Raw genomic sequence first — 23,722 nt, forward strand, 5'->3', positions numbered from 1 at the left:
TATCCAACCAACTGATATGTGTCGCGCATCACTAGTAATGCGCGAAGATATATGTGGTACGAAAGTAGTGAATTGTTTCATCACCGTCGTCGTCAAGGAGCATCACATGGTCGAGTTCACCCCGGAACAGCAGGCGTTCGCGCAGGCGGTCACTGATTTCTGCGAGCGGGAGGTCGGCACCCGAGCCAAGCGCGACGCCCTCACCAACAACGGTGCCGACGCCCATTCCGACGTCCTGTATCGCAAGATGGCCGAACTCGGCTGGGCCGGCATCAACGTGGCCGAGGAGTTCGGCGGCGCCGGTGCGGGGAACGTCGAGATGTGCATCTTCCTGGAGGAGGCGGTACGCAATCAGGCACCGATCGGCGCCGTCGGCCCCACGCTCATCACCGCCGCGGCGTACGCCAAGTTCGCCGACGACGACCTCCGTCGCGAGGTCCTCGCCGGCGTCGTCGCAGGCGACTCCCTGTCCATCTCCATGTCCGAGCCGGAGGCCGGTTCCGACGTCGGCGCCCTGACCTGCCGCGCGGAGAAGGTCGACGGCGGCTGGAAGATCAACGGGCAGAAGACCTGGTGCTCCAACGCACACTTCTCCAAGTCGATCCTGCTGATCGCGCGCACCGACCGGTCAGGCGGCAAGCACGAGGGGCTCACCCAGTTCCACGTTCCCGCCGACACCCCGGGACTGCGGATCAGCGGGATCGACACGCTCGGCGGCCGCGAGGTCAACGACCTCTACTTCACCGACTGCTTCGTCCCCGACTCCGCCGTCGTCGGAAAGGTGGATGACGGCTGGCGCCAGCTGATGTCGGGTCTCAACACCGAACGCCTCATCCTCGCCGCGATGCAGCTCGGTCTGGCACGCCGATCCTTCGACGACACCCTCGCGTTCATCAAGGACCGCAAGCAGTTCGGCCGCCCGGTCGGATCGTTCCAGGCGCTGCGCCACCGGATGGCCGATCACGCCACCGAGATCGCCTGCACCCGCGAGCTGGTCTACAGCGTCGCCCGTGCCGCCGACGCGCATCCGGAGAAGATGATGCCGCGCGAGGCGTCCATGGTGAAGTTGAAGGCCACCGAGACCAGCAAGGCGATGACCATCGACGGGATGCAGATGATGGGCGGTTACGGCTACGCCAAGGAGTTCGACGCCGAGCGACTGATGCGCGGCGCGATCATCTCGACCGTCTTCGGCGGCACCAACGAGATCCAGCGCGACATCATCGGAAAGACCTATGGCCTCTGATCCCCCTGCATCGGGACGTCCGCGGCACCGTCCGCAGTTGTCCGACGAGGTCGCGTCGACCATCCGGCACCGGATCATGACCGCCGAGCTCCTTCCCGGCGACCGGATCCGGATCGACGAGACCGCCGTCGCACTGGGAGTGAGCGTGACCCCCGTCCGCGAAGCGCTCCTCACGCTGCGGGGCGAGGGCATGGTGCTCCTCGCCCCGCACCGCGGGTACGAGGTGGCTCGGTTGACGCGGACCGACGTCGACGACATCTTCTGGCTGCAGGGCGAGATCGCGGCGCGGATCGCCAGGCGCACCGCGGACGTCATCACATCTGCACGGATCGACGAGTTGGAGTGGGCCAACGCGCAGTTCCGCGCGGCGCTCCGTTCCGGCGACACCGACGCACTCACCCGCGCCGAGCACGAGTTCCACCGCGCTCACAATCAGGCGTCCGACAGTTCCAAACTCGCATGGATGCTGATGAACACGACACGCTACACCCCGCACGAGATGTACGCGGCCGATCCGGACTGGGGCGCGACGACCGCCGACCGCCACGACGATCTCATCGCCGCCTATCGCGCCCGCGACGCCGACCGGGCGGCCGTGTGCATTCGCCGGGAGTTCACCGACGGCGCGGACCGGCTCATCGCGCATCTCGAACGGACCGACATCTGGCGCACCACTCCCTGACCAGCCGTTTTGCACTCTCCGAGAATCATGGGATAGAGTCTGTTCTCGTTCGCAACACGCAATCCCCCATAGCTCAATTGGCAGAGCAGCCGACTGTTAATCGGCAGGTTATTGGTTCGAGTCCAATTGGGGGAGCAACTAGAAACCCGCTGTTCACGCAGCGGGTTTTCTATTTCTCGGGCGTCCGGTCTCCCGGCATCCTCGCACAACCAACGCGTATAGCGTCCGGCCTTCACGAATCAGCCTGTTTCCGGGCCGAAACGTGGTGACTGTGCGAGATGCTGAAGTCATGTCGATGATTCAGGCAGTCGCGGGCAAGACCATCGGGGCGGTGCTGGCGGAGCGCGCAGCGACCACGCCGGACGCACCCTTCATCCACTTCGGCGACGACACCATCACGTTCGCCGACATGCAGGCGCGGGCGTCCCGCGCCGCAGACGGCCTGCGTGGGGCCGGGATCGGGCACGGCGACAGGATCGCGATCGCTGCGGCCAACAGTCCCGACTGGCTGGTCGCGTACTTCGCCGCCGCGCGAATCGGCGCGATTCTGGTGACCCTCAACGTGATCTACCGCGAGCACGAGTTCACCTACATGCTCGGGCAGTCCGGCGCCACTCTGCTCCTCTGCGACGAATCGGCGGGCGGCTTCGACTTCCGCCCGTTCCTCGCCGACCTCGCACCGCAGATCCCGAGTGTTGAGCGGACTGTCTTCTTCGGTGCCTCCGATGACGACGGCTGGGCCGCACTCACCGCGAGCGGCACCGCCTCCGACGCCCCCGGCGACCCGGCCGTCTCCCCCGACGACCCCGCCGTCATCCTCTACACGTCGGGCACCACCGGGGACCCGAAGGGCGCGACCCTCACCCACGCGAGTCTGCTGGCATCGGCGGCGATGCAGGCCGAACGCTTCGAGCAGGGCCCGGACGACGTCCTCCTCGGCGCCCTGCCGTTCAACCACGTCGGCGGTCTCACCTGCGCGGTCGGCTCCAGCCTCGTGGCGGGCGGTTCGGTGGCGCTGCTGCCCCGCTTCCACCCCGACCTGGTGGTCGACGCCGCGACCCGGGGCCTCACCATCTTCTGCGGCGTGCCGACCATGCTCCGGATGCTGCTGGCATCGGAGGCGTTCGCCGCCTGCGACCTGTCGAGCGTCCGCCTGTGCGTCGTGGGCGGCTCCAACCTGGAACCGTCCCTCGCCGAGCAGGTCACCGAACGGTTCGGCGGGCCACGCCTGGCGAACCTCTACGGCCTGTCGGAGACGTCGGGAGCCTCGGTGATCTCGCCCGCCTCGGATTCGCTCGCCATCGTCGCCACCACCATCGGCACCCCGCTCGACGGCGTCGAGGCCAGGATCGTCGGCGACGACGGCGCGGACCTCCCCCGCGGTGAAGCCGGAGAACTCCAACTCCGCGGTGCGTGCGTCGCGGCGGGCTACTGGGACAAGCCTGCGGAGACCGCGGCGACCTTCAGCGACGACGGCTGGCTCGCGACCGGCGACATCGCGACCATGACCGACGACGGCCACCTCGCGGTGGTGGCACGCAAGAAGGAGATGTACGTCCGCGGCGGCTACAACGTCTACCCGGCCGAGGTCGAGAACGTGCTCGCGAGCGACCCGGCGGTGGCGATGTGCGCGGTGATCGGCGTCCCGCACGCCACCTACGGCGAGACCGGTTACGCCTTCGTCGTGCCCACGCCCGGAACCACGGTCGACGTCGACCGCCTGATGGCATCGTGCCGGACGTCGCTCGCCGAGTACAAGGTGCCCGACGCCGTCGAGGTGGTCGCGTCGTTGCCGATGACGCCGGCGGGCAAGATCCGGAAAGTGTTGCTGGAACCAACGAATCGGGGCTGAGTCGACGAGTTCGTCGACTCAGCCCCGATTCGGGTTCCGACGCGGTCAGGCGCCCGCGGACACGCCCAGAGACTTGGTCTTGGACCGCAGCGCGAACGCATTGCCGACCTCGACGAAGCCCACGACCACCAGCATGACGCCGGTGACGACCGTCAGCGTCGCGATGGACGAGATCGGCCAGATGATCAGCATGCCGCCGGCGACGACGGTGATGATGCCCGTGAAGATTCCCCATCCGCGACCCGGCAGCCCGCTCGCCACGTCCGAGAACACCGACAGCTCGGCGACACCGCGGAAGATCCAGCCGATGCCGACCCAGATGGCCAGCAGGATGACGGCGCTCTCGATGTTCCGGAAGCACACGAACGCCAGCAGGATCGAGATCGCGCCCGACACGAACGTCAGCACCCGCCACCAGCCGTGCGCGTTCTGCACACCGAAGGTCGAGGCGATCTGGAAGATGCCGGAGATCAGCAGGTAGACGCCGAACAGAATCGCGATCGTGAAGAGAGCTGCTCCCGGCATCAGCAGCGTGATGACGCCCAGGATCACCGATGCGATACCGATGCCGAGCAGGCTCTGCCAGGTCCGGTTCGCGATCTCGCGCACCGCTTCCGGTGCGCCACCGAGCGGGCTGTTGAATGTCATGTCGTCGTCGACCTTTCTCATGGGATGAAACGATCAGCCCGAAGCCCCGAGAGCCCTCGAAGCGGACCAATCGATCGCGTACGAGAAGCCTAGCCCGCACGCGGCGCACTGACCGTGCGACGCCACCGGAATGCCGTGAGGTGTCGACGATTCGACGCGGCCGCGCGAAATCCGATCGAACTCCAGCGCACCTGTGCGCTACGGTGGAGTCATCATGACCTCACGAATGCAGGAGACTCCGGGCGCTCACCGCGCCACCGGCAGATGACCTCGCCCCGCAGCCGATCCCACGGATCGGCTGCTCGTCGTCGCTCACGGCCACTCGGCCGATCCTCATTCCGCGCACCTCCGGGGCGCTCACTCGTTAGGTCATTCTCATGAACAAGTACAGCCAGAAGCAGATTCTCGACGCCTTCCGCGGCGCCACGCGCAGCGAAGTCAAGAAGGTCACCTTCCCCCTCGACTTCGACGACGTCGACTTCGATCGCCGCGAGTTCTACGGCTGGCGCGATCGCAAGATGCCGCGTCGCGCGTACATCGTCGTCGAGCACGACGACGAGCTCGTCGCCCTCATCCTGAACCGCGCGGAGGCCAAGCCGTCCCGCCGCGCGATGTGCGCATGGTGCCGGGATGTGGATCTGAGCGAGGAGGCGGTGCTCTACACGGTGCGACGCGGCGGATCCAACGGTCGACGCGGCGACACCCTGGGGACGCTGGTCTGCTCGGGCTTCAGCTGCTCCAAGCACGCCCGCAAACTGCCGCCCGCCTTCCACAAGGGCACCGATCTGAAGGCAATCCGTGAGGAGCAGGTGGCCGGGTTGCGTCAGCGCGTGCACTCCTTCGTCGCCGAGGTCCTCTCGACCGAGGACTGAGGCGAGTCTCCTCTCGACCGACAACTCAAAAAGCGTTACACCGTCGGGCAGCAGATCACCCGCGGCCCGGGATCTGCGGCGCCGAGCTCGGCGACGAGCTCGGACCGCAGTGCTCGGACGCGAGCCTGGTTGATGTACCCCTTGTCGGTGAGCTCGCCGGAGTCGAGCACCGCGGGCTCGGTGAGGATCAACAGCCGTTCGACCCGCTGCGACGATCCCGCTCCCCGAGCGAGTTCGACCAGCGCCTTCTCCAGGTCGACGCGCAGACCGTCATCGGGCACGCCGTCGTGCTGCCGTGCCGCGTGGTCGGGGTGCAGCCAGATGAGCGCGGTCACCGCGTCGGTGTCGTGGCCGCAGATCACGGCGTCGTTCACCAGCCCGGCGCACGCGGACAGCAGCTTCGGACGCAGGGTGCCGACGCTGACGAAGGTTCCGGTCGACAGCTTGAAGTCCTCAGCGATGCGGCCGTCGAACCGCAGTCCGCGCTGCGGATCGGCGTCGTCGACCAGGCGGCAGGCGTCGCCGGTGCAGAGGAAGCCCTCGTCGTCGAGCACCTGGTCGAGCAGATCCGGTCGGCCGTAGAAGCCCGGGGTGATGTTGGGGCCGCGGACCCGCAGTTCCATCTTCTCCCCGACCGGTGCCAGCTTTATGTCGACGCCGGGCAGCGGCACGCCGATGCTGGTGGCGGTCGACGTCGGGAAGTGCGTCGTGGTGCACGCCGGCGCGGTCTCGGTCATCCCCCACGACGTCGTCATCTGCGCACGACCGCCCTGCGCGTCGGCCAGGCCGACGAGTGCGTCCCAGAGCCCCTGCGGCAGCGCGGCCGCCGCATAGAACGCGAGCCGGAGGTGTGCGAAGAACTCCTTCGCCGCCTGCGGGTCGCGCTCCAGCACCGGAACCAGCGCCGCGTATCCGGCCGGGACGTTGAAGTAGACCGTCGGCGACACGTCGTGCAGGTTGGCGACCGTGCGGCCGATCAGGGCGGGCGCGGGACGCCCGTCGTCGATCCACAGGGTGCCGCCGTTGGTCAGCACCATGTTCATGTTGTGGTTGCCGCCGAAGGTGTGGCTCCACGGCAGCCAGTCGAGGAGGACCGGCGGCTCGTCGGCGAGGAACGGCCACACCTGCCGCATCTGCTGCTGGTTGACGGCCATCATCCGGTGCGTGTTGAGCACGCCCTTCGGATTGCCGGTGGATCCCGAGGTGAACATGATCTTGGCGACGTCGTCCATCGCGGGGCGCGACGGGAGCGGCCCGCCGTCGACGCTGAGTTCGTCGATCGTCACAGCGCCGGGGAAGCTGGTCGGTTCCGCGGTGAGTACGACGCGACCGGCTGCGACGGCGTCGAGCGCCGCTCGGTAGGCCGCAGACTCGGCGAAGATCACGGCGGGCTGTGCGGTCGAGACCAGCGCCGCGAGCTTCGCGTGGTCGGCGCTCTGCATCGAGTAGGCGACGCTCGCCGGCACCACCGGAGACCCGGCCGCGTACGCCGCGAGGGTCACGATCAGGTGCGCGATGCTGTTGTGCGACAGCACCATGATCGGCTTCCCCGCGTGCCCTGCGCGCGCCAGTCCGCGGGCCAGCGACTCGGCGCGGACGAAGGCGTCGCCCCAGGTCAGGCTGCGCCAACCGTCGCCCTCCCGCTCCGCGACGAGCAGTCGGTCGGGGTGCCGCTGCGCGCCGGCGCAGAAGGCGTCGTACACCGTTCCGGAGGGCTCGACCAGACGATCGGACGACCGGACCAGGACGGATCCGTCGGGGTGAACGACCTCGCTGATATGCGGCGCGGCGAATGTGGCAGTCATGGAAGCTCCTCGTCGACTGTGGTGCGTGACACATCATTAGTTCTACACTAGAATTGCGTTACTACATACCCCTGTAGAATATCTAGGAGCCTTCGATGCCAGCTGCCATCCCTGCCGGATACGCATGGACATCCCCGTTCGCCAAGTGGGGCGGCACCCTCGCGGCGGTCTCGAGCCTCGACACCGCGGCCGCCGTCACCCGCGCAGCCTTGGATCGGCGCGGGTACGCCGTCGACCAGGTCGACCACCTCGTCCTGGGCTGGACCATCCCGCAGTCGGAGATCTTCTACGGCCCGTCGTCACTCGCGTCGGCGATCGGCGCGCCCACCGTCGGCGGCCTCGCGGTGTCTCAGGCATGCGCCACGTCGGTCGCCGCCCTCGAGTCCGCGGCTGCGTCGGCCCTCGGCGGCCGACGCGACGTCCTCGCCGTGTTGACCGACCGCACCAGCAACGCGCCGACGATGGTGTACCCGCAACCGAACGCGAGCGGCGGCGCACCCCAGACCGAGCACTGGCTGCTGCACGCCTTCGAGGCCGACCCGTGCACCGGAGAATCGATGCTCGCCACCGCCGAACACGTCGCCGAGGAAGCCGGAATCGACCGCGCCGAACTCGACGACCTCACCGCGCTGCGCAACGCGCAGTACGCCGCCCGACCGTCAACCGATCACGTGGTGGCCGTCGAGATCCCGGGACGCCGCGGAACCCTGACACTGGCCGACGACGAAGGCGTCCGGCTCTCGTCGACCGACGAACTGGCTGCACTGCGCCCGGCCGCACCGAACGGACGCCACACCTTCGGCTCGCAGACCCATCCGGCCGACGGCGCGGCGGGAGCACTCGTCACCGCGCCGGATCGGGCACGCGAACTCTCGGTGGACGGGTCCATCGCCGAACTCCTCGGGTTCGGCTCCGCCCGCGTCGCCTCGGGCCGGATGCCGACCGCACCCGTACCGGCCGCCCGCGCCGCGTTGGACGCCGCAGGACTGACGATCGACGACGTCGACCTGGTCGGCACGCACAATCCGTTCGCGGTCAACGACGTCTACTTCACCCGACAGACCGGGTTCGACACCGCCGCCATGAACGTCTTCGGGTGCAGCCTGGTGTACGGCCATCCGCAGGGCCCCACCGGGATGCGCGGGATCGCCGAACTCATCGAGGCGCTGCGCGCGCGTGGCGGCGGGGTCGGTCTGTTCACCGGCTGCGCCGCGGGAGATCAGGGCGCCGCGGTGGTGCTCCGAGTCACCGAGTGACTCAGGCCGTCACCGCTTCTCGACCCTCCGTCGCCGCGACGGCGGCCCGCGCCGCACGACGACCGGCCCGCGTGGCACCGAGCGTCGACGCGCTGCGCCCGTAACCGACCAGGAACAGGCCGGGCACCTTGACGACGCTGACGTCGTCGTCCGCCATGAGCACACCGCCGGTCCGCTCGCGGACGCTCAGTCCTGCGAGGTGGCCGATGGAGGCGCGGAAGCCGGTGGCCCACAGGATCACGTCGACGTTCTCGGTGCTGCCGTCGGCGAACTCGACGCCGCCCGCCAGCAGTCGTGCGATCGGCCCGCGCGAGGTGAGGACGCCGCTGTCGATCGCGGGCGCGAGTCGCGGTGCGCGCGGCAGGCCGGTCGCGGCGACGACGCTCAGTGGACGCAACCCCGCTCGGGTGCGGGCGGCGACGCTGTTCTCCACCTCCAGTCCCCACGACGTGTCGAAGGGGACGTCGCGCCAGCGCGGCGGCGTGCGCGTCGACCAGATCGGCGTGGCGCCCGCCTCGTCGAGGAGGACGACGAACTCGACGGCGGAGATCCCGCCGCCGACCACCAGGACGCGCTTCCCGGCGAAGTCGGACGGCTCGGGAAACTCGCGTGTGTGGAGCTGCGGACCGTCGAACCGACCCGGGTACCAGGGGACATACGGCCGATCCCAGGTCCCGGTGCCGCTGATGACGGCGCCGGCACGGTAGATCCGCACCGCTCCGTCGGGGTGTTCGGCATGGATCATGAAGCGGTCGTCGACGTCCCGCTCCACGGAGACGACGCGCCACGGCCGCGCCACGCGGAGGTCGCGCTCGACCTCGTAGCCGCCGTAGTAGCGCTTGATCACCTCGCGGGCGGGTTCGGCGGGATCGGCACCCTCCAGTCGCGATCCGGGGAGGTCGTAGATGCCGTTGACCCAGTCGAAGGTCAGCGCATCCCACCGATGACTCCAGGCGCCGCCGGGCGTGAGGTTCGCGTCGAGGACCTCGAAGTCCTCCCCCGCGATGAGGCCCTCGTGCTGCAGGTAGTAGGCCGTCGAGAGGCCTGCCTGCCCGGCGCCGATCACGACGACGCGCCGCTCGATCACCGCGGCTCCGCGCGCCGAGTCCCCTGTCGATCCGTTCATGTACCGAGCAACCTCGCAGGCGTCGGCGATGTTCCATCGGAGTCTGACGGATCACACTTGCGTGCACGCAACCTTGCACTCGTGCAATACTGCACTAGTGCAAATCAAGGAACTGGGTCTGCGGGAACGGCAGCGTCTGGAGACGTTGCGGACACTGCGCGCCGCGGCCGTCGAGTTGGTTCGTGACAACGGACTGACCGAGACGACGGTGGCCGAGATCGCCGATCGTGCCGGCGTCTCCCGCCGGACCTTCTTCAACTACTACGCATGCAAGGAAGACGCCGTCCTCGGCGCCGGGACCCCGAGCGTCCCCGAGGAACCCCTGGTGGAGTTCCTCGAGACGCCCCCGGGACCGGCCCGCCTCGACCGCGCCGTCGACCTGATCCTCGCCGTCGCGGCGACCATCAGGCAGGCCGGTGAGCGTCACGTGGACCACGCCGAGCTGGTCGCCAAGTATCCGCAGCTCACCGAGCGGATGCAGCAGCACGGCACCAGTGCGCAGGAGAGCCTCAGCGCGGCCATCGCCCTGCACCTCGCGGACGCACCGGCCGCGGAGGTGGAAGGGGCTCGCGCCCTGGTCCTGCTCGCAGGCACGGTCCTGCGCTTCGCCTACCGGACCGACCCCGACGTCTTCGACAACCCCGACTCCCCGGCACTCGCCCACGCGGCCGACGTCTTCCGCCGAACCATCAAGGAACTCTCATGACCACACAGATCGTCGAACCCGACGACGACACCGCGCAGGGGCCCGACCGCCGGACCGTGATCCTGCTCTTCATCGGCCTGATGATCACGATGCTGCTGGCGTCGCTGAATCAGACCGTCCTCTCCACCGCGCTCCCGACCATCGTCGGCGAACTCCACGGCGTGGACCAGATGACCTGGGTCATCACCGCTTACATCCTCGCGAGCACCATCGTGATGCCGGTGTACGGCAAGGTCAGCGATCTGCTGGGCCGCAAGCCCGTCCTGCTGTCGGCGATCCTGATCTTCCTCGCGGGCTCCGTGGTCGGTGCCCTCGCCGGCGACATCTCCTGGCTGATCTTCGGCCGCGTTCTGCAGGGCCTCGGCGGCGGCGGTCTGATGATCCTGTCGCAGGCGGCCATCGCCGACGTCGTCCCCGCCCGCGAGCGCGGCAAGTACATGGGCTTCATGGGCGCCGTGTTCGCCGTCTCCTCCGTCGCCGGTCCGCTGCTCGGCGGCTGGCTCACCGAGGGCCCCGGCTGGCGCTGGGCGTTCTGGGGCAACCTTCCGCTGGGCGCCCTCGCGATCGCCGCGACCATCGCCTTCCTCAAGCTCCCGAAGGTGGAGCAGCAGGTGAAGCCGCGCATGGACTACTTCGGCATGGCGCTCATCGCCGGTGCCACCACCGCCCTCGTCCTGGTCTGCACCTGGGGCGGCCACACCTACGACTGGCTCAGCCCGCAGATCATCGGCCTCGCCGTCGCCGCCGTCGTCCTGGCCGTCGCCTTCGTCTTCGTCGAGAAGCACGCCGAGAACCCGATCATGCCGATGGGTCTGTTCTCGGACCGGAACTTCAACCTCACCACCATCGCCAACCTGCTGATCGGTGTCGCGATGTTCGGTGCGCTCGGCTACATGCCGACATACATCCAGATGGTGACCGGCGTCAGCGCGACGGTCGCGGGTCTGCTGATGATCCCGATGATGGGCGGCCTGCTCATCACCTCGATCGCCTCCGGGCAGGCCGTCTCCAAGACCGGCCGCTACAAGATCTTCCCGATCGCCGGCTCCATCGTGATGGGCATCGGCCTCGTGCTGATCGCCACCATGCACATCACCACCCCCACCTGGCTGATGTGCGTCTACCTGGCCGTCTTCGGCATCGGAATCGGCCTGTCGATGCAGATCCTGACGCTGATCGTGCAGAACTCGTTCCCGGCCCGCATGGTCGGCACTGCGACCGCCGCGAACAACTACTTCCGCCAGGTCGGCGCGACGCTGGGTTCGGCGATCGTCGGCTCCATCTTCGCCTCGCGCCTCGCGACGCTGCTCAGCGAGCGGCTCGGTGCCGCGGGCGCCGGCGGCGACGCCGGCCGCAACGACCTCACCCCGGCCGCGGTCACCGCACTGCCCGACGCGATCCGGATCCCGATCATCGAGTCGTACAACGAGGCGCTGCTGCCGATCTTCCTGTTCTTCGTCCCGCTCGCCGCGATCGCCCTCGTCGTGCTGCTTTTCCTGAAGGAGAAGCCGCTCGCGACCTCGATCACCAACGAGCCGACACCCGACACGGACGTCGACGGCCCCGAGGAACGCGTCCTGGTCGACGCCTGATCGGACCCAGGAACATTTGCGTCCCCGTGACGCCCTCCCAAGGGCTATTTGCCCTCGGGTCGGCGTCACGGGGACGCAAATATTTCCAGCCGCTCTCACACCACCGCGAGCGCGTCGACCGGGGCCACCGACACCGCACGACGGCTCGGCGGCAACGACGCGGCGATCACCAGGGCGACGGTCCCGAGGACGATCGCGGCGAACGCGCCGAGCGGCAGCCCGATCGGGAAGCCGGGCGTCATCGCGCCGATCAGCGACTGACTTCCGATCGCGCCGAAGAGGGTGCCGAGCACCAATCCGGCGGTCATCGCGGTGCCCGAGAGAGCCACCGACTCCAGCGTGATGGTCTGGCGCACCTGCTTGGCGGTGAAGCCCATCGCCCGCAGCATGCCGATCTCGCGGGTTCGGCTGATCACCGTCAAAGACATCGTCGAGACGAAGCCGACCGCGGCGATGATCACCGAGATCACGATCAGACCGACCAGCACCCACGTCATCATCGACATCGCCTGACGGTTGTCCTCCAGCTCCTGTGCGGTGAGGTCCCACCGCTCGATCGACTCCTGCAGCGACGTCATCCCCGCGATGATCGTGACGATCAGGGTGACACCGACGAACAGGCCGATGGTCGAGCGGGTGGTCCGTGCCTTGTCCGCGACCGCGTTCTTCCGGGCGAGCATCGCCGCGGGCGTTCCGCCGAGCAGTCGTCCGAAGCCTGCGACCAGCGCGGGCACCACGAGCTGTGCACCCAGCAGCAGCCCGACCGAAGCGAACGCCGTACCGAAGAACGCCGCGAAGAAGCCCGCCTCGCTCCCCTGCTCGCCGAGCAGGCACGCCCCGACCAGCAGCAGCGCACCGAATGCCGTCAGCACCACGGCGCTCAGGTGTCGCAGCCAGCGGAACGAGTTCGTCGAACCGGTCACCGATTTCCCGGACAGCGTCTTGCGCGATCCGATCAGGGTCGCGGCGACGGCGACACCCACGACCGCCAGTGCCGCGATCACCGTCGACGGCGGCAGGAAGCCGTACCGGATGTCGGGAAGGACATCGCGCGAGACCATCACGACGCGGGCGACATCGGCCACCGCCACTCCGGCGACGAGTCCGATCCCGGCGCCGATCGCCGCGACCTGCGCGACGCCGCGGGTCAGACTGGACCGCAGCTGCTTCGCGCTGGCACCGATCAGGCGGAGCAACTCCAACTGCCGGTGGCGGCCGGCGATCACGGTGTCGACACCGTTGCTGATGACCAGTGCGGCCACGAACAGCGCGATCATGATGAACACGCTCGACACGATGCTCAGCAGGACGCCGAGGTTGCCGCCGGCGTCGTCACCCGCGGCGCCCAGGAAGTCGCTCGCCGTCAGGATGATGCCCGCGTAGGCCGCGGACAGTCCGCAGACGACGCCGACGGTCGAGAGCTCACGCAGCGAGCCCGCCGTGAGGCGGTAGTCCGTCGCCCTCATGCCGCCACCCCCTGCAGGTTGATGAGGAGGTCGGAGATCTGCCGCGGGTCCATGCCGCGGTACTCGCCGACGATCTGCCCGTCGGCCAGCACCAGGATGCGATCGGCGTACGACGCGGCCACCGGGTCGTGCGTCACCATCGCGATGCCCTGTCCGTACTCGCGGGCAGCGGTCGTCAGCAGGGTCAGCACCTCGCGGCTGGTGCGGGTGTCGAGGGCGCCGGTCGGCTCGTCGGCGAGGATGATCGCCGGCTTGCCCGCGAGTGCACGCACGATCGCGACGCGCTGCTGCTGTCCACCGGAGAGCTGCGACGGCAGGTGGTCGAGGCGGTCGCGGAGGCCGAGGGAGCCGACCAGGTGCGCGATCCACGCCTGCTGGGCGGCGTCCGGCCGGTGCCCGGCGAGGACGAACGGCAGCCGGATGTTCTCGTCGGCGGTCAGCGTCGGGATCAGGTTGAAGGACTGGAAGATGAAGCCGATGCTGGTGCGGCGCAGGATGGTCCTGGCCGTGTCGCCCAGACCGACGATCGGCTGGTCGCCGAGCCAGATCTGACCGGACGATGCCTCATCGAGGCCTGCCATCACGTTCATCAGGGTCGACTTTCCCGACCCGGACGGGCCCATGATCGCGGTGAACTCGCGGCGGCGGATGTCGACCGAGACGTCGCGGAGGGCGTGGACGGGATTGGCGGGGTCACCGTAGGTGCGCGACACGTGGCGCATGACGACCGCGGGCTTGCTGACGTTCTCGTTGAAGTTCATGCCATTGAATTTATGGCTCCGACCTGGTCTTTCGCGTCGGCCCGGAGTCGGAATCCGGGTCCGTCAGGAGGATGGTTCGCGCATCATCCTCCAGATGTACGTCGGCGGCGACCGCCCCGTCGCCGGTCGCACTTCCGCTGCGATCACGGCGATCGTAACCACTGACATCACCGCCTCGGCCGCGTTGACTCTCGGGAATGACCGCAACCCTCCTCGATGATTCCCGCATACCCGCCTCAGATCCCGTCGCGCCCAACCGAAGTCAACTCCGACGCGTGATCGCTGCATCGCTGATCGGCACCACCGTCGAGTGGTACGACTTCTTCCTCTACTCGACGGCCGCGTCGCTGGTCTTCAACACCGTCTTCTTCCCGGATCAGAGTTCGTTCGTCGGGACGATGCTCAGTTTCGTCACCTTCGCCGTCGGCTTCGTGATGCGTCCGATCGGCGGCCTGGTCTTCGGCCACATCGGTGATCGGATCGGACGGCGCCGCACCCTGGCGTTGACGATGCTCCTCATGGGCGTCGCGACGGCGCTGATGGGTGCGTTGCCGACCGCCGCCCAGGTCGGGGTGCTGGCTCCGATCCTGCTGTTGCTGCTGCGCGTCGTGCAGGGCTTCGCGCTCGGCGGCGAGTGGGCGGGCGCGGTGCTCCTGGCCGTGGAACACGCGCCGCCCGGTCGGCGCGGCCGGTTCGGCGCCATCCCGCAGGTCGGCCTGGCACTGGGACTCGGCTTGGGGACCGCCGTCTTCGCGCTGCTGCAGACGGTGTTCGACGCTGAGCAGTTCCTCCGGTACGGATGGCGTCTCGCGTTCGCCGTGTCGATCGTGCTGGTGGTCGTCGGCGTCGTGGTGCGCCTGACGGTCGACGAGACGCCGGCGTTCGTCGCCGCGCGAGCCACCCTCGACACCACGCGCACGCCCCTGCGCCAACTGCTCGGCGCACCGACTCTGCGTCGCGCCACGATCGCCGGCCTCTTGGCGCGCTGGGCCGAGGGCAGCGCCTTCAACACCTGGGGAGTCTTCGCGATCACCTACGCGACGGCGTCGCAGGCCCTGAACAAGGTCGACGTCCTGCTCGCCGTGACCGTCGCCGCCGCGGTGATGGCGGTGGTGATCCCGTTCGCGGGCGCCGCCGCCGACCGGTTCGGTCCCGGCCTGGTCTACGGCGTCGGGGTGGCGCTGTACGGGCTCGCGGTGTTCCCGGTCTTCGCGCTGTTCGGCACCGGGTCCATCGTCTGGTTCACGGTGGGGCTGGTGGTCGTGTTCGGCCTGATCCACGGGCTCTTCTACGCGGCGCAGGGCACCTTCTTCGCGAGCCTGTTCCCCACCGAGGTCCGGTATACGGGGCTGTCGGTGGTGTACCAGTTCTCGGGGATCTACGCCTCGGGTCTGACGCCGCTGATCCTCACCGCGCTGATCCACGGTGCGGGCGGCGCCCCCTGGACGGCCGCGGGCTACCTGGTCGCGACGTCGGTGATCTCGGTGGTCGCCACCGCCTGGATCAAGCGCGTCATCCGGGTGCCGTGACCGCTCAGACGAGGCCGTGCTCGTACGCGTAGACCACCAGTTGCACTCGGTCGCGGAGATCGAGTTTCGACAGGATGCGCGAGATGTGCGTCTTCACCGTCGCCTCCGACAGGAATTCCTTCTCCGCGATCTCGGAGTTCGAGAGGCCGGCAGCGGCGCGCAGCGCGATCTCCCGTTCGCGCGTGGTGAGCGTGTCGTACTCGGGACCCGGTCCGGAGGTGCGCGCGCCGTGGCGCTCGAACAGCTGCCGGGTGGCCGACGCCGCGACCACCTGGCTGCCGTCGGCCACCGCGCGGACCGACGCGAGCAGGAAGTCGGGCTGCGCGTCCTTGAGGACGAAACCGCTGGCGCCTACCTCGATCGCGCGGGCCGCCGCCTCGTCGACGTCGAAGGTCGTCAGCACCAGGATCTTCGGAGCGGCGTCGCCGAACTCCGCGATCAGCTGGCCGGTGGCGGTGATGCCGTCGATGCCGGGCATCCGCACGTCCATGAGGATCAGGTCGGGCGCAGCGTCGCGGACCATCTGCGCCAGGCCCATGGCCGACGACTCCTGCGCCACCACCTCGATGTCGGGCTGGCTCGACAGGATCATGGCGATGCCGCCGCGGAAGAGCGGCTGGTCGTCGACAAGCGCAACGCGAATCATGGATGTCCTTCCGGGCGTTCGGGAATCACCAGTTCGACGAGCCATCCGCCGTCGGTCGCCGCGCTGGTCAGGGTACCGCCGGCGAGTTCGGCCCGTTCACTCATGCCGCGGATGCCGTGTCCGGCACCACCCGGGGCCAGCGGATTCTCCGACAGCGAGTTCCGGACGGTGAGTCGACACCCCTCCGTCCACTCCTGCCGGACGTCGACCGGCTGCGCCAGGTCGCCGTATTTGAGGGCGTTGGTGAGGGCTTCGGTGAGGATCGCGAAGGCCACGCGCACGGTCAGCGGCGACGCCGCGTCCTCGTCGCCGATCTCGGTGGACTGAAGCATCATTCCCGCCGCCCGCATCCGGTCGTACAGCTGTCCTCGGTCGGTCCTGGTGTGGTCGGCGGTCGTCTCGGTGCTCCGCAGCTCCTCCAGCACGCCGCGCACGTCGGCGAGCGCCTGCCTCGCCGTGTCCGCGATGACGCCGAGAGCGTCCTTCGCCGCGTCCGGGCTCGTCTCCAGAACGAACCGCGCGCCCTCCGCCTGCGCGACGACCACGGCGAGGGAGTGCGCCACCACGTCGTGCATGTCGCGAGCGAGGGCCGAGCGCTCGGCCTGCTCGTCGTACAGGTCCAGCAGGCGACGTCGTTCCAGCTGCGCGATCTGTTCGGCCACGCGCGCCTGCTCGGCACTCTGCCGCTGGTAGCGCACATAGCCGAACGTCCAGCTTCCGAGCAGCAGCACCGCGATGCCGACGAAACCGAAGACGTAGGCCTCGGGCGAGACCTCGTCGACCCCGCCGAGTCCCGGCGCACGCGGGTACACCCAGGCCGCGATGCCCGATCCCACCACGCCGACGGCCAGCGAGGCACCCCGCACGCGACTGTTCGGGTGATTGCCCGCCGTGTAGTAGAGGACCGAGTACAGCAGGGACGCCGCGACCGCGACCTGGTACGTCGCCACCTGCAGCACCGCGGATCCCAGGGCCAACGCCAGCATCAACGACGGGGCCACCCGCCTGATCATGAGGGCGACGCCGACCATCACGCTGGCGAGCACCGACGCCACCGGACCCTCGGACGTCGCGATGGCGACGATCAGCAGGGTCAGGAGGAATCCGACGACGGCGTCGCCGATCACCGACCGTCTCGGCAGGTTCGGAAACGCGAGCGGGTCGACGAGGTGGCGCGTGCCGATCATGACCATTCCCCTACCGTGCCATGGTTTCTGCGCCGAAGTCGCACTGTGACCAGCGCTTCATTACCGTCCTGCCCCTTATTTCTGTACCAACAGACGTTGTACCGTTCTATGCGTGACATCCATAGCAGACCGGGGCCGCCGCGGCGTGGCCGAAATGGCCCATCAGTCCACAGCTCTCGTGAGCCGGGCGACCGGTGCCGCCGCCGAGGTGCTCACCGCCCCCGGCGCCCGCGTGCTCGCTGCCACCCGAGAGCTCAAGAATCCGGTCCAGGCGCACGCCGCCCCCGTACCGGTCGACGGCGTCGAAGCGGCCAACCGCCTGCTCCGCCAGCTCGGCATCACCACCTTCACCCCCACCGTCGGACTCTCGACCGACCTCACGTTCCCGGTGGCCGTCGGCGGGGCCGTCGCCGGCCCGTACACGCCCGGCATCGGCAACTTGACCATTGCGAATGTCAGCGTCAACGCCGTCCGCGGCGGCGAGATCCTCTACGGTTTCCTGCCGGTCGGCGTCTTCGCCGACTTCGGCGACAAGTCGGGCGTCCACGTCGCCTGGTTCAACGCCACCACCTGGCAGGGCGGCCTCGGCGCTCCCCTCGCCGGCCTCACCGACACCGTCATCGAGGCGGTCTCGCGGCGCGTCCAGGCGGCGCCGATCCCCCACTCGATGTACAACGTCACCGTCTCGCGCCTCAAGCGGGCGCTTCGGATCGTCCCGTCGAACGGCATCCGCGGCGGCCTTGTCGACACCGGCGAGGGCGTCGTCTTCTGCGCCGTCTACGGAACTGTGAAGCGCGGTAAGACCAGCTACTTCTTCCTGCCGTCGATCGGCGTCACGCGCGCCTGATGCGGTGGGGCGAGCGGGGCTCGAACCCGCGACCAGCTGATTATGAGTCAGCGGCTCTAACCGACTGAGCTATCGCCCCGTGGGCCGCTCGCGGCCCGAGAAAAGAGAGTACCCGCCTGCTCGGAACGCACGGCGTCGGGTTCGCGCTTCCACCGTTGATTCGGGTCACCTGGCACCCCGTATCAACGGCGGAGACCTATCGAGCACGTCGGGCCGCAGGCTGAGGCTGAGCCTGTCCAGCCGAGGTTGTTCAGGACCCGAGCGACCTTGCCCGCCGTCCGACATGCGCGCTCCGCCTGCCCCCATCCGAGGCGGAGACTCCTCTTACTGGCGAACACCGCTGCGTCCAGGTCGCGCTCCATGTCGGCGTCGCGGGCGGTCGCGCTGTCGTGATTCAGCCGACCGTCCAGTTCGACGATCAGTCTCCACTCCGCGTACTCGACGTCGCGAAATCCGCGCCGACCCACGCCGGTCTCCGTCTGACGCGCTCCCCGCGGCAGTCCGTGCGCGCGCTCGACCTCCGTGAGGTACCGGTGCTCAAGCACCGAACATGCGCCGTCCCGGACGTCGACCAGTACCGATTCGAGAAATGCGCGACGACCGGTCCGACTGCGCGCCGCAAGAGCGTCGAGGAGGCGTTCCGGTGTCGTGAGACGAGCCTGCACGACACCGGCCAGAAGCGCGACAGCGTCGAAGTCCGACACCGCTTCACCGGCGACGTCGAGCACCGCGTGCTCCAGCCGGACGCGTGGCGGGCGAGCATTCGCCATGACGCGGTCGTCGAAGAATCTGCTGTAGTGCAAGCCGATGCCCGACGGTCGGACGAGATTCCGGTCCGCCGGGACTACGACTTGGATAGGTCTGGTCTCTAGACCGAACCCGGCGCCGCCCGCGGCGACGATCGCCGACTCATGACTCAAGGCGGCGGGCGCCACCGCCAAGACGGCCGCCCACTCGCGTTGGCGCCGTGTCAGTTCGCCCGTGTGCGTCACACAGACACCCTTGTGCACCGGCACCCAGCGACCGCTCCGCACTCGGTTTCGCATGAATGAAGCGTCGAGGCCGCAGTCGATCACTTGGCGACGTGCGACGACGCCGTCCTGCTTTCTCAGCAGCTCGGCAAGCTGCTCCAACGCCTGATTCCGTGCATCCCCCGTGGTCCCCATGCCGTCACTCTGCCGACCGCCATCGACCGTTTCATGATGTTTGCGAGGATTGTGGATGATCCACGAGATTTCCACCGTTGATCCGGGTCGTATAGCGCCCCGGATCAACGGTGGAGACTGATTCGACCTACTTCTTCTTCAGGTCGACGGACGTCTCGACCGGGTCCTTCTCGGCCGCGAAGTGCTTCACGTAGCGGTACACGCCGCCGACGAAGATCACGAAGACGATGACGCCGATGAGCTGCATCCAGTAGCCCAGGCCGTCGCCGACGATCGCGAGCGGTGAGCTCTCGCCGGTGCCGCCGACGATGCCCGCGTACAGGACGCCCCACAGGCTCTCGCCGACGATGAGGCCGGTGGCGAGGAGGACGCCGAGACGCTTCTTGCGTTCGCCGTCGACCGGATCCTTCGCCGCCCACTTGTCATAGGCGAGGCCGATGAGCGCGCCGATCGGGATGATGAGCGTGAGCGCCATCGGCAGGTACATGCCCATGCCGACGGCCAGCGGCGGCAGCTTCAAGGACTTGGTGGTCCGCTTGAGTACCTCGTCGACGATGATCACGCCGACGCCGATCGCGACACCGAGGCCGATGAGCGCCCAGTTGAGGTCGCCGCCGAAGACGCCCTTCGCGAGCGTCGACAGCAGGGCGGCCTGCGGGGCGGCGAGCGCTCCGTCCTTGGCACCCGGGGCGCCTTCGAAGCCGAACGCGGTCTGCATCAGGTCGAGGATCGGCGGAATGATCACCGAACCGAACAGCACGCCGATGACCAGTGCGACCTGCTGCTTCCACGGCGTCGCACCGACCAGCTGGCCGGTCTTGAGGTCCTGCAGGTTGTCGTTCGAGATGGTCGCGACACCGAACACGACGGCCGCGGTGAAGAGCGTGTACGCGATGAGCGCGTCCGTCTGGTCGGTGTTCTCGGCACCGCCGTGCGTCAGCTTGATCAGCAGGGCCGCGAACAGCACCACCAGCACGCCGACTCCGGAGATCGGGCTGTTCGACGAGCCGATCAGACCCGCCATGTAGCCGCAGACCGCGGCGACGACCAGGCCGATCACGAACACGAAGATGACGCTGACGGTGAGGATGCCGACGGCGCTGTCGACCAGGGCGGTGCTCTGCAGGAAGTCCCACAGGAGCCAGCCGACGGGGATCATCGCGACGACGATGGTGAGGCCGACGTACTGGATCGGGATGTCGCGCTCGGTGAGGTCGACGTCCTGCCCGGACTTGCGGAGGCGGGCGCTGACGGCGGCATCCATGATGCCCTTGAGGATCGGGCCGATCACGGTGAGCAGCGTCCAGACCGCGGCGACGGCGATCGCGCCGGCGCCGACCATGCGGACGTCGCTGGAGAACGTTCCGGTGACGGTGTCGAGCAGATCGTGCGTCAGATCGAGTCCGCTGGTGCGGATCGGCAGCACGATGAAGAACGAGATCACCAGACCGACGATCATCGCGATGCCGACGCCGATGCCGACGAGGTGACCGACACCGATCAGGGCCAGCGACAGGCTCGCGCCGACCATCGTGGCACCCGGCCCCACCTTGAAGGCGACGGCGACTTCGGTGGACACCAGCTTGAGTGCACCGAGGATCTGGAAGAACGCGGCGGCGATGGAGCCGATGATGATCGCGCGCATGCCGCCGCGGTTGGCGTTGGCGGCACCCGGTTCCTGACCTGCTGTGTCGCCGACCTTGAGCACCTCGGCGGCCGCGACGCCCTCCGGATACGGAAGATCGGAGCCGGTGACCAGCGCACGGCGCAGCGGGATCGAGTACATGACGCCGAGGATGCCGCCGACCGCGCAGACCGCGACCGTCTCCCAGTACGGGAAGCCTGTCCACCAGCCGATCATGATCAGACCCGGCAGCACGAAGATGATCGCCGACAGCGTGCCGGCGGCCGAGGCGATGGTCTGGACGATGTTGTTCTCGACGATCGAGTGGTCCTTGAAGTACCGGAGCACCGACATCGAGATCACGGCGGCGGGGATGGCCGTCGCGAAGGTCAGGCCCACTTTCAGGCCCAGGTAGACGTTGGCCGCGGTGAACACCAGGGTGATGAGTCCACCGAGGATCACACTGCGGATCGTCAATTCCCTCATGGGGCTCTTGACCGTCTGAGTCGACATGCGCGTTCCCTCCTGCCCGGCACTGGTGAGGTCGAGCAGAAAATCACCTTACGGCGCAGTGGAATCGCGCCGTCGGGGAACCCGCATAACCTGTCCGCCGCCGGGCGTGCAGAGTTCGATCAGACGGCGTCGAAGGCCTGTTCCAGCAGGCTCCGGCGGTAGGCCTCGAGGGCGACGAGATCGCCGAACAGCGCGTTGTAGGCATCGTGGTCGTTGCCCGGCGACATCCGCTTGAGCTTCGACTTGATGTCGGCGATCTGCGAGCCGACCCAGATCTCCTGGGACCGCGCCAGCACGCTGGAGATGTACCGCGGAATGCGATCGTCCTCCACCGGTATCGGTTCCACGGCCAGTTCGGTGATGAGCGGCGCGACCGCCGGATCGTCGATCAGCCGGTGATGCACGGCGTCGACCCAGGTGGCGCCGCCGAGCCCGCTCGCCGCTCCCCCGGCGTCGGCGATGGCGGTCCGGATCTTCAGATACGACGGGTCGGTGAAGCACTCGCCGGGCAGCGAGTCGAACACCGTGCCCGCGATCGCCGGATACTGCAGGGCGGCCTTGAGCGCCTCCCGCTGCGGCCACAGCCGCGGATCGTTCGGCAGCGGTCGCGCGGTGGGCGGCGGCGACATCGCCTCGGGGCGTGTCCGCGAATCCCGCCGTCGGTCCGGCGATCCGCCGCGGCGTCTGCCGCCGCGCTTCGCCTCGCCGCGCACCCGCGAGAGGACCTGGCCGACGTCGTCCCAGCCGACCCAGCCCGCGAGCTGCCGCGCGTACTCGTCCCGCAGGGCGACGTCGCGGATCCGCGAGACCACCGGCACCGTGTCGCGGAGAGCGGCGACGCGCCCCTCCGCGGTGTCGAGGTCGTGCCCGGACAGGAGGGTCTTGATCGCGAACTGGAACATCGGGATGCGGCGGGCGATGAGGTCGCGGACCGCCGGATCGCCGGACTTCTGTCGCAGCTCGCACGGGTCCATGCCGTCGGGTGCCACGGAGACGAAGGTCTGCCCGGCGATCGACTGCTCGCCGTCGAAGGCCTTCATCGCGGCGGCCTGGCCGGCTGCGTCACCGTCGAAGGTGTAGATCACCTCGCCGCGGAAATAGGAGTCGTCCATCATCAGTCGGCGGACCAACGCGAGGTGATCCTCGCCGAAGGCGGTGCCACACGAGGCGACGGCGGTGGTGACGCCCGCGAGGTGCATGGCCATCACGTCGGTGTAGCCCTCGACGATCACCACCTGGTGCCCCTTGGCGATGTTCCGCTTGGCGAGGTCGAGACCGAAGAGCACCTGCGACTTCTTGTAGAGCATGGTCTCGGGCGTGTTCATGTACTTGCCGAGGTTGTCGTCGTCGAAGAGCTTGCGCGCGCCGAAGCCGATGACGTCGCCCGCGAGGTTGCGGATGGGCCACAGGAGCCGCCGGTGGAATCGGTCGATGGGTCCGCGTTTACCCTGCTTCGACAGGCCGGCCGCCTCCAGCTCCGAGAACTGGAACCCCTGCCGCAGCAGGGCTTTCGTCATCGTGTCCCAGCCGGCGGGCGCGTAGCCGCAGCCGAAGTGTTCGGCGGCCTTGCCGTCGAAGCCGCGTTCGGTGAGGAAGTCGCGCGCCACCTGCGCGTCGGGCGTCTGCAGTTGCTCGGCGTAGTACAGCTGGGCCGCGGCGTTGGCCGCCACGAGACGCGCGCGAGTGCCGCGGTCGCGTTTGATCGCGGTACCGCCGCCCTCGTAGTTGATGGTGTAGCCGATCGCATCGGCGAGCTGCTCGACGGCCTCGACGAAGCTGATGTGCTCCTGCTTCATCAGGAAGGTGTAGACGTCGCCACCCTCGCCGCACCCGAAGCAGTGGAAGTGACCGTGGTTGGGACGCACATGGAACGACGGTGTCTTCTCGTCGTGGAACGGGCACAGCCCCGTCATGCGGTCAGCACCGGCTCGGCGCAGCGTGACATAGTCTCCGACGATGTCTTCGATGCGCGTCTGCTCGCGGATCGCGGCGATGTCGCGATCGGGGATTCGGCCTGGCACGCAGCCAGTCTAGTGCCGCAGCCAAATCGGTGACGGCGGCCGTCCACAGGCGCGTCCGACCGGCCGGTTCCGCCTGTTGATCATTTCTGTCGGACCCTTCGCCTACAGTGAACCCACCAATCGAACACATGATCGATTCATGGTCGGCCCGAGAGTCCGGCGATGCGATCAGAGGTG

General features: G+C 68.4%; 19 protein-coding genes and 2 tRNA genes. 10 read left to right on the forward strand and 11 right to left on the reverse strand.

Features of this window, described 5'->3' with window-relative positions; genetic code table 11:
• Positions 1-106: 106 nt before the first annotated feature.
• The 4 genes from ACH46_RS13065 to ACH46_RS13080 all read left to right on the forward strand — a co-directional run bounded on the left by ACH46_RS13065 (position 107) and on the right by ACH46_RS13080 (position 3,780).
• Positions 107-1,246: an acyl-CoA dehydrogenase family protein gene (locus ACH46_RS13065; RefSeq protein ID WP_062395399.1), complete on the forward strand. Its 1,140-nt coding sequence runs from the start codon at positions 107-109 to the stop codon at positions 1,244-1,246.
• A complete protein-coding gene (locus ACH46_RS13070; RefSeq protein WP_062393312.1) occupies positions 1,236-1,928 on the forward strand; it encodes a GntR family transcriptional regulator in 693 nt (230 codons plus the stop codon). The genes ACH46_RS13065 and ACH46_RS13070 overlap by 11 nt, the downstream gene beginning before the upstream one ends.
• Before the next feature lie 62 nt (positions 1,929-1,990).
• Positions 1,991-2,063, forward strand: a tRNA-Asn gene (locus ACH46_RS13075).
• A 154-nt stretch (positions 2,064-2,217) separates the two neighbouring features.
• Complete coding sequence (locus tag ACH46_RS13080) at positions 2,218-3,780, forward strand: class I adenylate-forming enzyme family protein (RefSeq protein WP_062393313.1); 1,563 nt, start codon at positions 2,218-2,220, stop codon at positions 3,778-3,780.
• Positions 3,781-3,825: 45 nt separating this feature from the next.
• Here ACH46_RS13080 and ACH46_RS13085 read toward each other — a convergent pair whose 3' ends face one another.
• Positions 3,826-4,428 carry an HdeD family acid-resistance protein gene (locus ACH46_RS13085; protein WP_062395400.1) on the reverse strand — a complete coding sequence of 201 codons (603 nt, stop codon included), beginning with the start codon at positions 4,426-4,428 and terminating at the stop codon, positions 3,826-3,828.
• A gap of 377 nt (positions 4,429-4,805) precedes the next feature.
• On the opposite strand from ACH46_RS13085, the gene ACH46_RS13090 reads away from it, so the two are divergent.
• Positions 4,806-5,300, forward strand: coding sequence for an FBP domain-containing protein (locus ACH46_RS13090; RefSeq protein ID WP_062393314.1), 495 nt, complete (start codon positions 4,806-4,808; stop codon positions 5,298-5,300).
• Between the two features lie 35 nt (positions 5,301-5,335).
• Here the strand turns inward: ACH46_RS13090 and ACH46_RS13095 are convergent, their stop codons facing one another.
• A complete protein-coding gene (locus ACH46_RS13095; protein ID WP_062393315.1) occupies positions 5,336-7,105 on the reverse strand; it encodes an AMP-binding protein in 1,770 nt (589 codons plus the stop codon).
• A 95-nt stretch (positions 7,106-7,200) separates the two neighbouring features.
• Between ACH46_RS13095 and ACH46_RS13100 the strand changes: the two genes are divergently transcribed.
• Positions 7,201-8,361 (forward strand): thiolase family protein, encoded by a 1,161-nt coding sequence (locus ACH46_RS13100; protein WP_062393316.1) that lies wholly within the window; start codon positions 7,201-7,203, stop codon positions 8,359-8,361.
• A gap of 1 nt (position 8,362) precedes the next feature.
• Here ACH46_RS13100 and ACH46_RS13105 read toward each other — a convergent pair whose 3' ends face one another.
• Positions 8,363-9,487, reverse strand: a complete 1,125-nt coding sequence (locus tag ACH46_RS13105; RefSeq protein ID WP_062393317.1) for a flavin-containing monooxygenase — start codon at positions 9,485-9,487, stop codon at positions 8,363-8,365.
• A gap of 97 nt (positions 9,488-9,584) precedes the next feature.
• Between ACH46_RS13105 and ACH46_RS13110 the strand changes: the two genes are divergently transcribed.
• On the forward strand, positions 9,585-10,193 hold the full coding sequence (locus tag ACH46_RS13110) for a TetR/AcrR family transcriptional regulator (protein ID WP_062393318.1): 609 nt from the start codon (positions 9,585-9,587) through the stop codon (positions 10,191-10,193).
• Positions 10,190-11,785, forward strand: coding sequence for an MDR family MFS transporter (locus ACH46_RS13115; protein WP_062393319.1), 1,596 nt, complete (start codon positions 10,190-10,192; stop codon positions 11,783-11,785). The genes ACH46_RS13110 and ACH46_RS13115 overlap by 4 nt, the downstream gene beginning before the upstream one ends.
• A gap of 95 nt (positions 11,786-11,880) precedes the next feature.
• Here the strand turns inward: ACH46_RS13115 and ACH46_RS13120 are convergent, their stop codons facing one another.
• Both ACH46_RS13120 and ACH46_RS13125 read right to left on the reverse strand, forming a co-directional pair.
• Complete coding sequence (locus ACH46_RS13120) at positions 11,881-13,251, reverse strand: ABC transporter permease (protein WP_062393320.1); 1,371 nt, start codon at positions 13,249-13,251, stop codon at positions 11,881-11,883.
• Positions 13,248-14,012, reverse strand: a complete 765-nt coding sequence (locus ACH46_RS13125; protein WP_062393321.1) for an ABC transporter ATP-binding protein — start codon at positions 14,010-14,012, stop codon at positions 13,248-13,250. Before ACH46_RS13125 ends, ACH46_RS13120 begins: the two co-directional genes overlap by 4 nt.
• A gap of 197 nt (positions 14,013-14,209) precedes the next feature.
• Between ACH46_RS13125 and ACH46_RS13130 the strand changes: the two genes are divergently transcribed.
• Positions 14,210-15,541 (forward strand): MFS transporter, encoded by a 1,332-nt coding sequence (locus tag ACH46_RS13130; RefSeq protein WP_062393322.1) that lies wholly within the window; start codon positions 14,210-14,212, stop codon positions 15,539-15,541.
• A gap of 4 nt (positions 15,542-15,545) precedes the next feature.
• Here ACH46_RS13130 and ACH46_RS13135 read toward each other — a convergent pair whose 3' ends face one another.
• Both ACH46_RS13135 and ACH46_RS13140 read right to left on the reverse strand, forming a co-directional pair.
• On the reverse strand, positions 15,546-16,187 hold the full coding sequence (locus ACH46_RS13135; RefSeq protein WP_062393323.1) for a response regulator transcription factor: 642 nt from the start codon (positions 16,185-16,187) through the stop codon (positions 15,546-15,548).
• On the reverse strand, positions 16,184-17,380 hold the full coding sequence (locus ACH46_RS13140; protein ID WP_062393324.1) for a sensor histidine kinase: 1,197 nt from the start codon (positions 17,378-17,380) through the stop codon (positions 16,184-16,186). Before ACH46_RS13140 ends, ACH46_RS13135 begins: the two co-directional genes overlap by 4 nt.
• 106 nt (positions 17,381-17,486) lie before the next feature.
• Between ACH46_RS13140 and ACH46_RS13145 the strand changes: the two genes are divergently transcribed.
• The gene (locus tag ACH46_RS13145) at positions 17,487-18,221 is read left to right on the forward strand and encodes a hypothetical protein (protein WP_226995619.1); all 735 of its coding nucleotides are present in this window, start codon (positions 17,487-17,489) and stop codon (positions 18,219-18,221) included.
• A gap of 5 nt (positions 18,222-18,226) precedes the next feature.
• Here the strand turns inward: ACH46_RS13145 and ACH46_RS13150 are convergent.
• The 4 genes from ACH46_RS13150 to dnaG form a co-directional block, all read right to left on the reverse strand.
• A tRNA-Ile gene (locus tag ACH46_RS13150) sits at positions 18,227-18,300 on the reverse strand.
• A gap of 103 nt (positions 18,301-18,403) precedes the next feature.
• Complete coding sequence (locus ACH46_RS13155) at positions 18,404-19,387, reverse strand: type IV toxin-antitoxin system AbiEi family antitoxin domain-containing protein (RefSeq protein WP_062393326.1); 984 nt, start codon at positions 19,385-19,387, stop codon at positions 18,404-18,406.
• Between the two features lie 127 nt (positions 19,388-19,514).
• Complete coding sequence (locus ACH46_RS13160) at positions 19,515-21,524, reverse strand: OPT family oligopeptide transporter (protein WP_062393327.1); 2,010 nt, start codon at positions 21,522-21,524, stop codon at positions 19,515-19,517.
• A 119-nt stretch (positions 21,525-21,643) separates the two neighbouring features.
• On the reverse strand, positions 21,644-23,545 hold the full coding sequence (gene dnaG, locus ACH46_RS13165) for a DNA primase (RefSeq protein WP_062393328.1): 1,902 nt from the start codon (positions 23,543-23,545) through the stop codon (positions 21,644-21,646).
• Between the last annotated feature and the right edge of the window lie 177 nt (positions 23,546-23,722).

This window comes from Gordonia phthalatica (assembly GCF_001305675.1).
GTDB classification, from domain to species: domain Bacteria; phylum Actinomycetota; class Actinomycetes; order Mycobacteriales; family Mycobacteriaceae; genus Gordonia; species Gordonia phthalatica.

Excerpts from the sequence above, each read along its gene's own strand:
- ACH46_RS13065 (WP_062395399.1), top strand. The coding sequence starts at position 107 with ATGGTCGAGTTCACCCCGGAACAGCAGGCGTTCGCGCAGGCGGTCACT.
- ACH46_RS13070 (WP_062393312.1), top strand. The coding sequence starts at position 1,236 with ATGGCCTCTGATCCCCCTGCATCGGGACGTCCGCGGCACCGTCCGCAG.
- ACH46_RS13080 (WP_062393313.1), top strand. The coding sequence starts at position 2,218 with ATGTCGATGATTCAGGCAGTCGCGGGCAAGACCATCGGGGCGGTGCTG.
- ACH46_RS13085 (WP_062395400.1), bottom strand. The coding sequence starts at position 4,428 with ATGACATTCAACAGCCCGCTCGGTGGCGCACCGGAAGCGGTGCGCGAG.
- ACH46_RS13090 (WP_062393314.1), top strand. The coding sequence starts at position 4,806 with ATGAACAAGTACAGCCAGAAGCAGATTCTCGACGCCTTCCGCGGCGCC.
- ACH46_RS13095 (WP_062393315.1), bottom strand. The coding sequence starts at position 7,105 with ATGACTGCCACATTCGCCGCGCCGCATATCAGCGAGGTCGTTCACCCC.
- ACH46_RS13100 (WP_062393316.1), top strand. The coding sequence starts at position 7,201 with ATGCCAGCTGCCATCCCTGCCGGATACGCATGGACATCCCCGTTCGCC.
- ACH46_RS13105 (WP_062393317.1), bottom strand. The coding sequence starts at position 9,487 with ATGAACGGATCGACAGGGGACTCGGCGCGCGGAGCCGCGGTGATCGAG.
- ACH46_RS13115 (WP_062393319.1), top strand. The coding sequence starts at position 10,190 with ATGACCACACAGATCGTCGAACCCGACGACGACACCGCGCAGGGGCCC.
- ACH46_RS13120 (WP_062393320.1), bottom strand. The coding sequence starts at position 13,251 with ATGAGGGCGACGGACTACCGCCTCACGGCGGGCTCGCTGCGTGAGCTC.
- ACH46_RS13125 (WP_062393321.1), bottom strand. The coding sequence starts at position 14,012 with ATGAACTTCAACGAGAACGTCAGCAAGCCCGCGGTCGTCATGCGCCAC.
- ACH46_RS13130 (WP_062393322.1), top strand. The coding sequence starts at position 14,210 with ATGACCGCAACCCTCCTCGATGATTCCCGCATACCCGCCTCAGATCCC.
- ACH46_RS13135 (WP_062393323.1), bottom strand. The coding sequence starts at position 16,187 with ATGATTCGCGTTGCGCTTGTCGACGACCAGCCGCTCTTCCGCGGCGGC.
- ACH46_RS13140 (WP_062393324.1), bottom strand. The coding sequence starts at position 17,380 with ATGGTCATGATCGGCACGCGCCACCTCGTCGACCCGCTCGCGTTTCCG.
- ACH46_RS13155 (WP_062393326.1), bottom strand. The coding sequence starts at position 19,387 with ATGGGGACCACGGGGGATGCACGGAATCAGGCGTTGGAGCAGCTTGCC.
- ACH46_RS13160 (WP_062393327.1), bottom strand. The coding sequence starts at position 21,524 with ATGTCGACTCAGACGGTCAAGAGCCCCATGAGGGAATTGACGATCCGC.